Source organism: Paenibacillus sp. S25, assembly GCF_019454085.1.
GTDB lineage: Bacteria > Bacillota > Bacilli > Paenibacillales > Paenibacillaceae > Paenibacillus > Paenibacillus polymyxa_B.
In genome coordinates this window covers 1,910,208-1,923,966 of the sequence record NZ_CP073683.1, presented here as the reverse complement: position 1 = coordinate 1,923,966, position 13,759 = coordinate 1,910,208, and the positions used below count along the sequence as shown (strand labels likewise).

10 protein-coding genes and 1 pseudogene are annotated in these 13,759 nt (G+C 44.6%); 3 read left to right on the top strand and 8 right to left on the bottom strand.

The window, feature by feature from the left end; translation table 11 throughout:
• Positions 1-298: 298 nt before the first annotated feature.
• On the bottom strand, positions 299-1,405 hold the full coding sequence (locus KAI37_RS08395) for a GntR family transcriptional regulator (RefSeq protein ID WP_220031057.1): 1,107 nt from the start codon (positions 1,403-1,405) through the stop codon (positions 299-301).
• Positions 1,406-1,601: 196 nt separating this feature from the next.
• Positions 1,602-2,753, bottom strand: a complete 1,152-nt coding sequence (locus KAI37_RS08390) for a sn-glycerol-1-phosphate dehydrogenase (protein ID WP_071640223.1) — start codon at positions 2,751-2,753, stop codon at positions 1,602-1,604.
• Between the two features lie 168 nt (positions 2,754-2,921).
• Here KAI37_RS08390 and KAI37_RS08385 point away from each other — a divergent pair, with 168 nt between their 5' ends.
• Positions 2,922-3,125: a hypothetical protein gene (locus KAI37_RS08385; RefSeq protein WP_025719624.1), complete on the top strand. Its 204-nt coding sequence runs from the start codon at positions 2,922-2,924 to the stop codon at positions 3,123-3,125.
• A 104-nt stretch (positions 3,126-3,229) separates the two neighbouring features.
• On the opposite strand, the gene fabV is transcribed toward KAI37_RS08385, so the two are convergent.
• Positions 3,230-4,411: an enoyl-ACP reductase FabV gene (fabV, locus tag KAI37_RS08380; RefSeq protein WP_071640221.1), complete on the bottom strand. Its 1,182-nt coding sequence runs from the start codon at positions 4,409-4,411 to the stop codon at positions 3,230-3,232.
• 877 nt (positions 4,412-5,288) lie between these two features.
• Here fabV and xynC point away from each other — a divergent pair.
• A pseudogene (gene xynC / locus KAI37_RS08375) lies at positions 5,289-6,548 on the top strand (glucuronoarabinoxylan endo-1,4-beta-xylanase XynC); the annotation flags it as partial.
• A gap of 6 nt (positions 6,549-6,554) precedes the next feature.
• Positions 6,555-6,962 carry a carbohydrate-binding protein gene (locus KAI37_RS26310; RefSeq protein ID WP_258383083.1) on the top strand — a complete coding sequence of 136 codons (408 nt, stop codon included), beginning with the start codon at positions 6,555-6,557 and terminating at the stop codon, positions 6,960-6,962.
• 443 nt (positions 6,963-7,405) lie between these two features.
• Here KAI37_RS26310 and KAI37_RS08370 read toward each other — a convergent pair whose 3' ends face one another.
• The 5 genes from KAI37_RS08370 to KAI37_RS08350 form a co-directional block, all read right to left on the bottom strand.
• A complete protein-coding gene (locus tag KAI37_RS08370) occupies positions 7,406-8,431 on the bottom strand; it encodes an endo-1,4-beta-xylanase (protein ID WP_076292541.1) in 1,026 nt (341 codons plus the stop codon).
• A 40-nt stretch (positions 8,432-8,471) separates the two neighbouring features.
• Positions 8,472-10,031, bottom strand: coding sequence for a glycoside hydrolase family 43 protein (locus KAI37_RS08365; protein ID WP_220031055.1), 1,560 nt, complete (start codon positions 10,029-10,031; stop codon positions 8,472-8,474).
• Positions 10,032-10,967: a carbohydrate ABC transporter permease gene (locus KAI37_RS08360; RefSeq protein WP_372238691.1), complete on the bottom strand. Its 936-nt coding sequence runs from the start codon at positions 10,965-10,967 to the stop codon at positions 10,032-10,034.
• A 17-nt stretch (positions 10,968-10,984) separates the two neighbouring features.
• Positions 10,985-11,959 carry an ABC transporter permease gene (locus KAI37_RS08355; protein WP_220031054.1) on the bottom strand — a complete coding sequence of 325 codons (975 nt, stop codon included), beginning with the start codon at positions 11,957-11,959 and terminating at the stop codon, positions 10,985-10,987.
• Between the two features lie 74 nt (positions 11,960-12,033).
• Positions 12,034-13,719 (bottom strand): ABC transporter substrate-binding protein, encoded by a 1,686-nt coding sequence (locus KAI37_RS08350; RefSeq protein WP_220031053.1) that lies wholly within the window; start codon positions 13,717-13,719, stop codon positions 12,034-12,036.
• Between the last annotated feature and the right edge of the window lie 40 nt (positions 13,720-13,759).

Below are 13,759 nucleotides of genomic sequence, written 5' to 3'. Positions count from 1 at the left end.
GACTAAAACCAGCTTCATATGGGAAATTATAGGTGGGTTGTAACGACCCTTTATTCTTGGTTCCGCTTTCATTATATGCTTGTACGTACAACTTAGCTAGTCTTTTTTATGTATTTTTTCGATAGATTTTTGTACTCATTTTCAGAAAAAACATAGCAAAAACAGTCTATTTCTGCAATCCAGAAAACAGACTGTTCGGTATCGCGAGAAACATGCCCATCAAATATTAAACGTTGAAGCTGTACACTTACTAACTTGTCCTGACATGTTAAGTAATAAAAGCGACTGGTCTCCTAGCCTAGTGTTCTCCAGGCATGACCTGGACAGGCCCCGTAGATTCACGAACTATGAGCTCAGGCGGTAGAATTAACTGACGATCTTCTTCATGGTACCCCTTCTCTTCAATCATCGACAGCATGGTATCGGCAGCACGTAACCCCAATTCTTCCTTTGGATGCCGAATTGTCGTTAGCTTGATTTCCGTTGCTGTCGCCAAAAATGAATCATCAAACCCAACCAGCGATAGATCATTGGGAATGTTCAGGCCCGCCGAACGTACAATATCCAGGAGTCGAACAGCCAGCTCATCATTATAGGTCACCCATCCAGTAGGACGCTCTCCCGCCTCCATCGCCAGCAGACTCGACGCACGTTGTAGCGGAATCTCATTTTTTTCTTCTGTCCGGTAAGTCGTTACTGCGTTCGGGTGTAATGTCACTCCATATTTGCGGTGAGCAGCCACAAATCCTTTCATACGAAGAATCCCTTGCATATCATCGGTTTTGAAAAATCCGGCCAAGCGTCGGTGTCCCAGCTTAATCAGATGCTCGGCCGCCAAAAAACCACCCTTTTCATCATCTACTCGCAGACATGGCGCATCCATTTCCTCATAACGCGCATTGATCATCAAATAAGGGATTTGGCGATTTTCCACGGTTAAATAATAGTTCAGATTGGGGTTACGCTCTCCACTTTTAGTCGGTTCAATAATAATTCCGCTCAGCGGTTGACTCAACAGCATTTCCAGGCACTGACTTTCTTGCTCAGGGTCATTACCTGTGCTTGACAGCAGCATCTTGTATCCCTGGCGACTCAATTTAGATTCAATTCCCTGTACAATAGATGGGAAAATATAATCCGATATATAGGTTGTAACGACTCCAATCGTCTTTGGATCTTCGGGCTGCTTGCTGTCCCGTGTCGCGACAAAGGTTCCCTTGCCCTGCATCCGAAACAGCCATCCTTCCTGCACCAGCTCACCCAGCGCCTGACGCACCGTTTGCCGACTAACGGCAAATTGTTCAGACATTTCATGCTCAGATGGAAGCTGGCTTTGTGGTTCCAGTTTAGATGAATGAATCCAGGACAAAATTTCCTGTTTAACTTGTATATATTTGGGCGCCATAATTTCCTCCGTACTTGCAATATCGTGTACCTGTTCATATTCCACGATTATAGCATACCGTTCATTTGTACATACAAGTGTTACAGGAGCAGGATATCGTCGTATTGCTGCCGGAGGTGTAAACCCATTCACTTATCCTACCTTGCCACACATAACTGGCCGAATATCTAAGGACAATTTGTGTAGATGTTGCACATTACGAACGAAGCAATTGATGTTCATTCATATACTTGAGTCCAGTATAGCGATCACGTAAGGTATGAGCCGTGCGCAATGCACGAGCAAGCTGTTCCTCCGTAACCCCCAGCTCGGCAATGGTAGATGGGCCTCCAACCTGAGACAGCCATGCACGCATCTGCTCCGACGTAGGCAAAGCCCGATACACCTTAAAAGCCTCTACATCCTGACTGGCTGCTAAATCCCTGTACAGGTCAGACAGCAATGCGGATGCTACGCCTACTTTGGCACCATGCAAAACTTGCTTGCGTCCCTCTGCAATAAAATCCATTTCAATTCGGTGGGAAATATGGTGCTCTCCCCCTGACGCTGGACGAGAATGATCTATCATCAGCATCGAAATACCGGATGCAATCAGCGCATTCATCAATACCTCGACACCAGCCTTGCTGCCTGCCGCAATCTCATCGACATGCTCTACACAGTCACGCAGAGCCTCCTCGGTAATGCGATTAGCCACAGGTGAATACGGCTCGTTTCCCAAATCTCTGGAAACATGCCAGTCCGCTAGTGAGGTGAACTTACCGAGCATATCGCCAAAACCGGCGGCAGTCATCGTCTGTGGCGCATTTGCCAGCACGGACAAATCAGCAAAGATCGCCTCTGGCGGAACTGCTTGGAATGTCTGCTTGCTGCCGTCCACAATTAGTGGTGCGCCTGCGGAGGTAAAACCATCCACCGAAGCAGCCGTCGGTACTGACAAGAACGGACGATTCATTTTATAACATACGAAGCGAACCAGATCATGAATTGTGCCGGAGCCTACAGCAAGTACAGCCTGACTCTTATCCACCACACCCAGCAGCACTTTCATAATATAGGTTTCATCAGCAATGACATCCCCTACAGCATTCGGAGGTAAGCGAACTACATCAACTGTCAGACCTACCTCACGGATCAGCTCAGCCACTTTTTTTCCTGCCGCCGCCGAAGTATGCTCATCTTCTACTAGAGTTACATGACGATAATCCAGTTGGTTCAAATAAGGAACAACAGACTCCAGTGCTCCATCTCGTACCTCGATACACAATTCAACCTTTCGGTGAGGATGGTCAGTGTTACTAGCCTGCGCCTCTTCGTTCCACAACTTGATCTGTTCATTCATATTCATTTCATCAGCCTCCTGAAAAAGGAATAATTTGCACAAGAATGATCCATAATGACTAATAGATTCCGTTTGAAAACGATTACTATTTAATTGTACGCACAAGTGTGTGTCCAAGTCCAGAAAAAAAGTACAAGTTACTTTTTAATTTATATATTCGAAAGGAACATGTTTATGAAATTTGGAACGGATATTGCCTGTGCACTTGGGTTACTGGCAGGTACAACGTTTGGCAGTGGTATTGCTTTTTTGTTCGGCTGGCAAGCTTATCGGGCCCTGACTTCTGTTGCAGTCTTTGGCGTAGCAGGGATTATCATAACCATTGCCATTTTTCGCTTGCTGCACCGTAAGTCACTTTCCACGTCTAATTCTCGATAAATGCTGTTAGTGAACTTGTTTTTTTTGACAGTATACATAAAAAACGGGTCTCTTAAGCAGTTGCATCGCTTGAGAGTACCCGTTTTTGTTTTACAAATATTCACTTATAAAGTTGTATCAACCTCTGGATTAACATCTAATTCATAATCAATTTCATCAAACCCGAATCCAAATAATTGGAGGAAATCCAGACGGTATTGTTCGAGATCACCTAATTCAGATACATTTTCTGTAGTGATTTCGGACCAAGCTGCTTTGACAGCCTGCTGCACATCGTCTCTCATTTCCCAGTTATCCAGGCGGATGCGTCCTTCTTCATCCGTTTCCACAGTGGACCCACTGTATAGCGTCTCAAACAGACGTTGTGCCTGCTCAATACATCCCTCGTGCAGTCCCTTTTCTTTCATGACCTTAAACAACAAAGAAATATACAAAGGCACGACCGGAATAGCCGAACTGGATTGTGTAACCAAAGCTTTATTCACAGAAACATAGGCTTTTCCATGATAACGTTCCAGTTGCTTTGTTAGAGTGTGTGCTGTAGCTTCCAAATCATTTTTAGCTTGGCCAATGGTTCCTTTACGATAGATAGCCTCTGTAATTTCGGGACCAATATACGAGTAAGCCAATGTGGTTACCCCTTCAGCCAGCAGATCAGCTTCTTCCAACGCTTTTAGCCACAAGGACCAATCTTCGCCACCCATTACCGTGATGGTGTTCTCAATTTCCTCCTGCGTAGCCGGTTCTAGCGTAATTTCTGATACGACACCTGTATTGGTATTCACTGTTTTATTCGAAAAAGACTGTCCGATAGGCTTGAGAACGGAATTAAAGGTCTCACCCGTGTCGGGATGTGTCCGTCGCGGTGAAGCGACACTATACACAATCAGGTCTACCTTGCCCAGCTTTTCCTTTACCAGCTTCAACGTCTCCTGCTTAATTTCATGAGAGAAAGCATCTCCGTTAATACTTTCTGCTATGTAGCCAGCTGCTCTGGCCGCTCTTTCAAAGGCTACTGTATTATACCAGCCTGCTGAAGCCGTACGCCCCTCTGATGCGGGACGTTCATAGGATACCCCTATGGTGTCCGCTCCCAGACCGAAGCTCGCAGCAATACGAGAAGCCAGCCCATATCCAGTAGATGCTCCGATCACAAGTACCTTTTTAGCTCCTTGTAGTGATGTGCTGTCTTTGATGTAGTTGATCTGACGATTAACATGAGCCGCGCATCCTGCAGGATGTGCAGTCGTACATATGAAACCACGAATTTTCGGTTTAATAATCATTGCAAGGGTCCCCCTACTTTGGCATTCATTTAATATGGATGGAATGGTTGTCCAGTCACAACTATATAGTAAATCAGCTTGCGGCTCAACCTAGACTGCAGTATATGAAATATCACTAACAACAAAATCAGCATCTCATTATATTATGAGACAATAGAACTACACATTTTTGGTTACGGAGATGCAAGCCGTAATAGTGAATTCGGCCGTCATTAATAGGCGTAACCAGTTAGGTGCTCAGCAAATGTCGAAGAGCTTCTCTATGCTTCTAACAAAAAAACCTAAATATGTTTATATTCATAATTTTTAGTGAATAAAAAAATTCACAAAACAGCAATTTCGTGATATAAATAAGATGAAATAACAGTTTATTATCTTTTTAATAGACTAAATTCAATGTCTCATCACTCGTGTTTAAGAGCTAGAACGTTATCTCGGGCAAAACAACCAGAACAGTAGCAATCCTCCTTTTTAGTAAGCCCCCAGGATTTTACGCAATCAGACTGAATAAACGCTTCCTTTCGGAAATAAAGACCTTTCCCTTCAATATCCAACATCCAGATAAGATTGTAATTAAAGTGCTTTTATATCTATTATAAAGCGCTCTCAATGATTAAAGATCTATTTTAACTGTTATTATTTGCTGCCCTTGGACTAAACCTGTCCTTTGAGGGCTGATCTTGTAGGAAAAGTTCCAAGCGAAACCTCATTTATGGGGGACTTCAATGAAACAAGGTAAGAAATGGGTGACCCGGTGCTCCACAATACGAAAGGGGGTGATCAGAATAGAACGATCGTTTGAACATTCGTAAAATAGAAATTATATTTCCACAGCTACAGGTTTAGGAAATTATTATTTTTATTAGGAGATGAAAGAATGATTTCACGTGTAAAAAAATCAATTTGCGTATTATTGGCATTTGTAACTGCACTACCGCTCATGTTTAGCATATCAGCACCTTCAGAAGTTTCAGCAGCAAGTGATGTAACCATTAACTTATCGGCACAAAAACAAGTGATTCGCGGTTTTGGAGGAATAAACCATCCGGCTTGGATTGGGGATTTGACAGCATCTCAAAGAGAAACAGCTTTTGGTAATGGAAATAATCAGTTAGGTTTTTCAGTGTTAAGAATTTATGTAGACGACAATAAAAATAACTGGTACAAAGAAATACCAACTGCAAAACGTGCGATTCAAAGTGGAGGAATCGTTTTTGCTTCACCATGGAATCCTCCAAGTGACATGACTGAGACCTTTAATCATGAAGGTGATACAAAAGCAAAACGCCTTAAATACGATAAGTACGCTGCATATGCGCAGCATCTTAACGATTTCGTATCTTACATGAAGAATAATGGCGTGGATCTATATGCTATCTCCGTTCAAAATGAACCTGATTATGCACATACTTGGACATGGTGGACTCCAAAAGAAATGCTTCGTTTTATGAAAGAAAATGCTGGATCTATTAACTGCAGAGTTATCGCTCCTGAGTCATTTTCATACTTAAAAAATATGTCAGACCCAATTCTAAACGATCCGCAGGCTCTTGCTAATATGGATATTCTTGGTACTCATACTTATGGTACTAAATTTAGTGACTTCCTTTATCCTCTTTTCAAACAAAAAGGAGCGGGAAAAGAACTTTGGATGACGGAAGTATACTATCCAAATAGCGACAATAACTCGGCAGATCGCTGGCCCGAGGCATTGGATGTTTCATATCATATGCACAATGCTATGGTAGAGGGAGATTTTCAGACATATGTATGGTGGTACATTCGTAGACAATACGGTCCTATGAATGAGGACGGTACAATAAGCAAACGTGGTTATAATATGGCTCATTTCTCGAAATTTGTTCGTCCCGGATATGTACGAGTAGATGCAACGAAGAATCCAAATACAAACATCTACACCTCTGCATATAAAGGTGACAACAAGGTAGTTATTGTTGCAATTAATCGAGGTACTTCAGCAGTAAACCAAAGGTTCGCCCTACAGAACGGGACTGCATCGAGAGTATCTTCATGGGTAACGGACGGCAGTAGAAATCTGGCAGCAGGATCGGCCATTAATCTGTCTGGCGGTGCCTTTACAGCCCAGCTCCCTGCCCAAAGTGTTACAACTTTTGTAGGTGAATTGGGTGGCAAGTCCATCAGCAACACGACTTATGGAGCGGAGGCGGATACAACATTGACCCACTCCGTAGTAGAAGCCACCTATTCGGGTGATGACACTATCCAATATGCCAACTTTAATGCTTCAACCGATGCAACCATACAGTGGAATAGCATCTACTGCGCTGTTAATGGAACTAAAAATGTGAAATTCCGGTATGCGCTAGATACAGGGACTCGAAATCTAGATGTTTATGTTAACGGAACGAAAGTGATCAGTAATGCTGCCTTTACAGCAACTGGTAGCTGGGCAACCTGGGGCGAAAAAACGATCCAGGTACCTATGAATAGCGGAAACAACACTTTTAAAGTGGTAACTACTGGTATGGAAGGACCGAATATAGAAAGTATAAACGTCTCAGCCGAGTAAGTGCATTCGGCGAAAAACTCGAGAACCCGGGTCTTTTCAAAGACTCGGGTTCTCTTTTTCTCAAAAGGATATTGTCTACAAAGACCTAACCAGTCCTTGTTTCTACATTGTTCTACGCCTGATTCAAAGCTGTTTAGAGCTTATCCGGATATTTAGCACGCCTAAATCCTCATCCAATTAAATGGAATTGTTTACTTCAACTGCAACAAGAGGTAGGATAACCGGAACGTTACAACCACTCACCTCTCGTATAAGGAGTAGCTTCTGGAAAATGCTCCCCGCCAAGGGCTCAGGTGATGAGCAATACATTGCAATTTTCCGATGATATCAAAAAACTCCTGATCGCCATAAGGGCAAATTCAGGAGCTATTGCATTAAAGCTTAAATATTTCAACTATTAAAACAGAGAACTTTATCTTTGTACATCTATTTGAGTGGCTTGACTATGGTTGAATCGCCAGCGCAGCAACACGCTCATAAGCCAGCTTCGGACGGTGCGATTGATCGAATAACAAAGGCCAGTTCTTCCGGCCTCTGACCGGAAAGCCGTCCAGCCAGGTATAATCGTCGGCAGCCCCCCAGAATGTGACTGCGCTGATACAGTCGCGGTATTCCCTCAGGAGACGGAAAATCGCCTCGTAAAGCTCCGCTTGCCGTTCCAGCATTTCCTCCGAAGGTTGAAGCAGGTCGGTACGTCTGTCATCAAAGCGAAAAACTGACAGATCCAGTTCCGTTAGTTGGAGCTGAAGTCCCAGCTCTGCATATTTTTCGATGGCTGCGCGGATGTCGTTTAGAGAAGGATCGAACAAATTCCAATGCGCCTGAAGACCCACGCCGTGAATCGGCACTCCCTGGTCCAGCAGCGACCTGACCAGCCGATAGATACGATCCCGTTTATAAGGATGGGACTCATTATAGTCGTTGTAGAACAGCAGAGCCTTGGGATCTGCTTCATGCGCATATTCGAAAGCCTTGGCGATAAAATCAGGTCCGACGATGTCTAGCCATTTCGACGGGCGAAGGAACTCCTCCTTGTCTGACTCCTCGTCCGAGATGACCTCATTCACCACATCCCAGCAGTATACAGTATCCTTATACCGTCCAACCACCGTTTGGATATGCGAGCGGAGCCGCTCCAGCAGCAAGGCACGATCCGCCGGACCGCCTTGTTCATTCTCAAACAGCCAATCCGGCGTTTGATTATGCCAGACCAGGGTGTGACCGCGCATTGCCATCCCATGCTCCTTGGCAAATGCAGCTAGTCGGTCGGCATTCTCGAAGGTATACACCTCCTCCTCTGGATGCAAGCTTGAGAACTTCATTTCATTTTCCGCTGTAATACTGTTAAAGTGGTAAGCAAGCAACGATTTCTGAATCTCAATAGTTAGAGGATTGACCGCCGCTCCGATCTGGAAATCGTCTTTGTATAATTCTTTTAATGAAGCTTCTTTCCGCGTCGATAAATTCATCCTTTTCCTCCTTGGGCAGGCTATCGGTAAACACTTACGGCTACTTAGCCTGATACTTAAACCAATCGAAGTGCGCAGGTACCCCACTTAAGCTGCCATTTCCTGTTGCATACAGCCCAATGACTACCCCAGTAAAGCACATTTTATTTACAAAATCCTCCGGAGACAACGCCCGTGCCGGACCTGTAGCTATACTGGACCAGTTCTCGCCATCCTCCGAATAGGATAGAGCATATTCATCCTCAGTCGCTTCAATTCTTAGCAAAACTCGCTCCGATTCTGTCTCAGCCCCATAGACGATCTGGGATTCTCCGCGAATGGTCAGACGGGCCATGACTCGGTTGCGGTTTCCAGAACGCAACACCCCGATCTCATAATGGGCATCCTCATCCCGGCGTGCACATAATCCGGCCTCTTCACCTTCAGCGGTTGGCGTAAACGACATACGAGTGGTGAAGCTTGCCTGCTTATGCTGCTGTCTTTTGCCTGCAAAAGCAATCCGGCCGACATCCCCGAGTCCCGCCGCCTGTCCATGCAATGTCAAAGACCCAGGAGCTTCATCAAGCGAATAACTACCATCGGCCGGATTTCGCACAAAGATCCACTCGGGTCCGAGATGGTCTGCGGCAAAATCGTCCCGGCCTTCGCCCACAGTGACGCCCGTAGCGTTGGGTGTCGCTGCGGGCAGACGCACAACCGACATTTCCAGCTTGACACAGCCCTCGTTATTGTCGATATACGGCCATTCGTCCTTCCAGATGACCGGAGCCAGAAAGGTTTCACGACCAAGTACGCTGTAACCATCCTCAGTCAACCGAACGCCGAGAAAAACAGCCCACCAATCCCCTTTTACATCTTCTACCAGGTCAGCATGGCCCAAATATTGAATCGGATGATCAAGCCCCCGATGCGTCAGGATCGGCTCCGGATAACGTTCAAACGGACCATAAGGATTGTTGCTCCGTCCGATAATCTCCCTGTGTTCCTTTGCTGTTCCGCCAGAGGCGGACATCATATAATACATTCCATTAATCTTGTATAGATGAGGACCTTCTGTCCATGGACCCCCATCACCATACCAAACCACCTGCGGCTCCGAAAGCGCTTCTCCAGTCACAATATTAATTTCATACTGGATGGCATGGGAGTCGTAGTCCGCTCCCTGCTGCGCGGTGACGTACACCTTGCCGTCATCGTCAAAAAACAGTGAAGGATCAATACCACCGTAAGGAACATGGATCGGATTCGACCAAGGTCCGGCCGGATCGGTCGCTGTAACATAAAAATTCCCGATCCCCCCTACATCGGTTGTAATCATGTAGAAGGTGCCCTCAAAATAACGAATTGATGGTGCATAAATGCCGTCAGAGCTCTTGCGATCCGTCAGATCAAGCTGATTGGGTCGGTTCAGCACATGACCCACTTGTTCCCATTGAATCAGATCCCGACTCCGGAAGATGGGGACACCAGGAAAATATTCAAACGAACTGCAAATCAGATAAAAGTACTCTCCCGCTCTAGTAATGCTAGGATCAGGATAAAAGCCGGGAAGTATGGGATTTGAGTAACGAATAGTTTGCGATACCAATGGGTTATTCATTTATTCCTTCACACTCCCAACGTTAAGCCCAACAACAAAATATTTTTGCATGAACGGATAAACTACCAGGATTGGAATAGAAGCTACTACAGTGACAGCAGCGCGAATTGAAATGGGTGTAACCTGGGTAGCATTCTGCATTCCAACACCATTGGACACTGATGGATTGCTGTTGGCATTCATACTAGAGGAGAGCAGCTTCATTAATTCGTATTGCAGTGTGCTCAGTTCCTGTTGGGACGAGGTATACAAAAAGGCGTCGAACCAAGAGTTCCAGGCACCTACCGCAACAAACAACGCAATAGTAGCCAGCACAGGCTTACAGAGCGGTAAAATAATTCTCCAAAAAATCTTAAAATCTCCTGCCCCATCTATTTTAGCCGATTCCACCAAGCTCTCTGGAATTGTATAGATATAGGTACGGATAACAATTAGGTTAAATGCGCTGATCATTGACGGCAGTACATATACGAAGAAATTATTAATTAAATTCAGGTCCTTCATCAAGAAATAGCCCGGAATCAAACCTGCATTAAAATACATGGTCAGGACAAAAACTGTAGTAATAGGCTTGCGGAACACAAAATTCCGTCGACTAAGTGCATAAGCCAGCATTGTGGTCAAGAAAATATTCAGCAAGGTCGAAAGCACGGTACGTGCAACCGAAATCAGGAATGCATTATAAATAGTGCCCGAAACGAATACCGCTTTATAATTCTGCAACGTGAACTGCCGAGGCCACAGATAGAGACCGCCTCTGATCGTGTCGTTCCCCGCATTAAACGACACTACAATTGTATTTAGGAACGGATATAAGGTAACAATGACCAGGATAATCATAAATATTGTATTAAGTGTGCTGAAAACAAACGGCTCTAATCCCCTGCTTCCTGGACGGCGTCTGGAGATTGCAATTGTACTCTCTGGGCCAGCCATCTGAGTTTTCTTCATCATTATAATAACCTCTCTTCCCCAAGCCGCTTTGCTGTCCAGTTTGCGAGCAGCAACATTGTAATACTGACAATGGTCTTGAATATGCCTCCCGCAGTGGCCAAGGAATAGTTACTTTGCGCAATACCGTATTTGAGAACGAAAATATCAATCGTTTCTGACCAATCCACAATAAGTCCGTTGCCTAGCAAATACTGTACTTCAAAACCAGCTTCTAAAATATGTCCAATTGACATAATCAACAGAATAACAATAGTTGGCTTAATGCCTGGCAAAGTAACGCTCCACATTTTTTGATATCTGTTGGCCCCGTCAATATCAGCGGCTTCATACAAAGCCGGATCAATAGAGGCTATGGCGGCCAAATAAATAATTGTATTCCAGCCAACTTCTTTCCATACGTGTGAGGCTCCCACTACTCCCCAAAAATACTTTCCTTCACTCAACCATAAAATGGGTTTATCAATCAAATGCAGTTTCATCAACATTTCGTTGACAATGCCGTCAGAGGCAAGAGAAGTGGCAACAATTCCCGTAACGATAATCCATGACAAAAAGTGTGGCAAATACGAAATGGTCTGAACGGCTCTCTTCCAGAAAATCTTTTTAATTTCATTAAGCAGCAATGCCAAAATAATGGCAGTGACAAACCCAAAAATCAGGTTGATCATACTCATAGCAAGTGTATTACGAAGGACACGTAAAAAATTATCATCTGTAAACAGGAACTTAAAATGTTTGAAGCCAACCCAGGTTTGTTCATCAAAGCTTCGTGCGGGCTTGTAATCTTGAAATGCCATCGACCAGCCCCAGATCGGCACATAAGCAAATAAGACTATATAAGCAAGCAGAGGAACTGACATATAGATAAGTTGTCTCTGATCCTTGATAATAGCCCAGGTCACGCGTTTGTCGCTGCGTTTCTTCTTCGGGTCTACCTGTTTAACTGGCTTGGTACCAACTGCAATCTCCTCCATAGTATCAAACTCCCTATCCATTCTTATATTTTACGGAAAGGGAGGAGTGCTCCCTTTCCGGTTTAGGAATAGTTCTATTTAGTAGTCCAATGCTCAATTCTCCACTTCAGCACTTCGTTTATTTTGTCTTCATAGGCCTTAATGTCAAGCTTATGAATCTCGGAGGTGTATTCGTTCCATACAGAGTTGAAGCTAGACGGACTTGACAGGATTGCTTTTGGCAGATACTTTGTAGAAACCTCGTTCAGCTTTGTGTTGGCAATCTTGGCCGGAGAACCATCCACGATATCGGCAGACCAAGCCGGGTAGTAGACAGGGTTCTCAGGAGGAGCACTGAAGAAGTCAACGTAGCTATTAATCCCGTATGCCTTTAGAACTTCCTTGTCGAATGGCTTCAAGCTTGCTTGATACTCTTCAGGCTGGTTGGTTGCCGTGGTGGCGTTGCCATCGCTAAAATAACCCTCTAGCTTCGGTGCGGAAGCGTATAAAGCCTCGGCCTTATTGGCGAGCTTCCAGGTAGCATCATCAGTGTTAGTACGCTGCTCTGGTGTTTTCATGAAGCGACCTTGCTTATTGACATAAAAATCTTGGCCTTCAACACCCCAAGTAAATAGCTTTTGCCATTTTTCATCCATTAGTTTATCGAGTACTTTTAGGATTTTTACCGGATCCTTAGCGTTAACCGTAATACCAAAACCATTATTCAGATTAAGCGCTGGACGATCCCGATAGTAATCCTTAATGCTGGAATCATATACCAGAGGGAAGCCTACATATGTCCGCTCCAGCTTCTTCTGCGTCTTCAGTGAATCCTCAGCTTTGAGAAAGTTCCAGTGCTGATCGAACATCCCCAGTACATTACCGTTAGACAACTTCGCCAAGTACTGATCATAGTTCTGTGTAAACGTTTCCTTATCGAGCAAGTCTTGAGCATTAATTTCATTCAGCTTCTGGTAGTACCTCTTAGCGAAATCTTTATCAGCAAAAATTTCTGCCACACCTTTGTTTACAACTACACCGCCATCGTTTGGATGACCAATCAAATGTTGTGGAGGATTCAGCAATCCCCAGGTTTTCCAGTCATAGTTCAGGATTTCAAAACCAATAGTTGGGCTACCATCAATCGTTGGATATTTCTCTTTGTACTTTTTAATCAGATCGAAGTATTCATCTAATGTTTTAGGAGTCGGATAGTTGAACTCCTTGAGAACAGCCTTTTGAATCCAGAAGGCTGGACCACCGTAATAGGTATCAGCAACTTCACCATTGTAGGCACCATAGTTTGGCAAATAGTAAATATGTCCATCATTAGGGTCCTTCATTTGGTTCCAATACTTTGCATAGTGTTTCTTCAGATTAGGCGCATGCTTCTCGATCAGATCTTCCAACGGGATGACGCTTCCCGCAGCGGTCAGCTTTGTATCTGCCGAGATCAGGTCCGGGTAGTCCCCGCCAGCAATCATAACGCCGAGCTTCTGGTTCTTGTCGCCCGCAAGAAATTCAAATTTGAAGGTAACGCCAAGCTCATCCTTCAGCTTTTTGTAAATTTTGTTGTCCGCTGTTGGCTGCTGTCCAGCTTCATTCAAGAAGACTGAGATTTCAATTGGATTTGCCGCTCCAACCTCTCCGCTGTTGACACTGTCCGCTTTGGAATTTCCACCTTTGCTGCTGCCGCTGATTGAGCAGCCAGATAGAACAACGCTCAGTGACAAAAGTGCTACCGCTCCAATACGAAGTAACGATTTTTTTCTGCCCCCCATAAGACACCTCCGAAAGTTTTGTAATACCAATAATGAAAGC

Bases quoted from the DNA above. Each gene is read 5' to 3' on its own strand.
- KAI37_RS08395 (WP_220031057.1), bottom strand. From the start codon at position 1,405: ATGGCGCCCAAATATATACAAGTTAAACAGGAAATTTTGTCCTGGATT.
- KAI37_RS08390 (WP_071640223.1), bottom strand. From the start codon at position 2,753: ATGAATATGAATGAACAGATCAAGTTGTGGAACGAAGAGGCGCAGGCT.
- KAI37_RS08385 (WP_025719624.1), top strand. From the start codon at position 2,922: ATGAAATTTGGAACGGATATTGCCTGTGCACTTGGGTTACTGGCAGGT.
- fabV (WP_071640221.1), bottom strand. From the start codon at position 4,411: ATGATTATTAAACCGAAAATTCGTGGTTTCATATGTACGACTGCACAT.
- KAI37_RS08370 (WP_076292541.1), bottom strand. From the start codon at position 8,431: ATGAATTTATCGACGCGGAAAGAAGCTTCATTAAAAGAATTATACAAA.
- KAI37_RS08365 (WP_220031055.1), bottom strand. From the start codon at position 10,031: ATGAATAACCCATTGGTATCGCAAACTATTCGTTACTCAAATCCCATA.
- KAI37_RS08360 (WP_372238691.1), bottom strand. From the start codon at position 10,967: ATGGCTGGCCCAGAGAGTACAATTGCAATCTCCAGACGCCGTCCAGGA.
- KAI37_RS08355 (WP_220031054.1), bottom strand. From the start codon at position 11,959: ATGGAGGAGATTGCAGTTGGTACCAAGCCAGTTAAACAGGTAGACCCG.
- KAI37_RS08350 (WP_220031053.1), bottom strand. From the start codon at position 13,719: ATGGGGGGCAGAAAAAAATCGTTACTTCGTATTGGAGCGGTAGCACTT.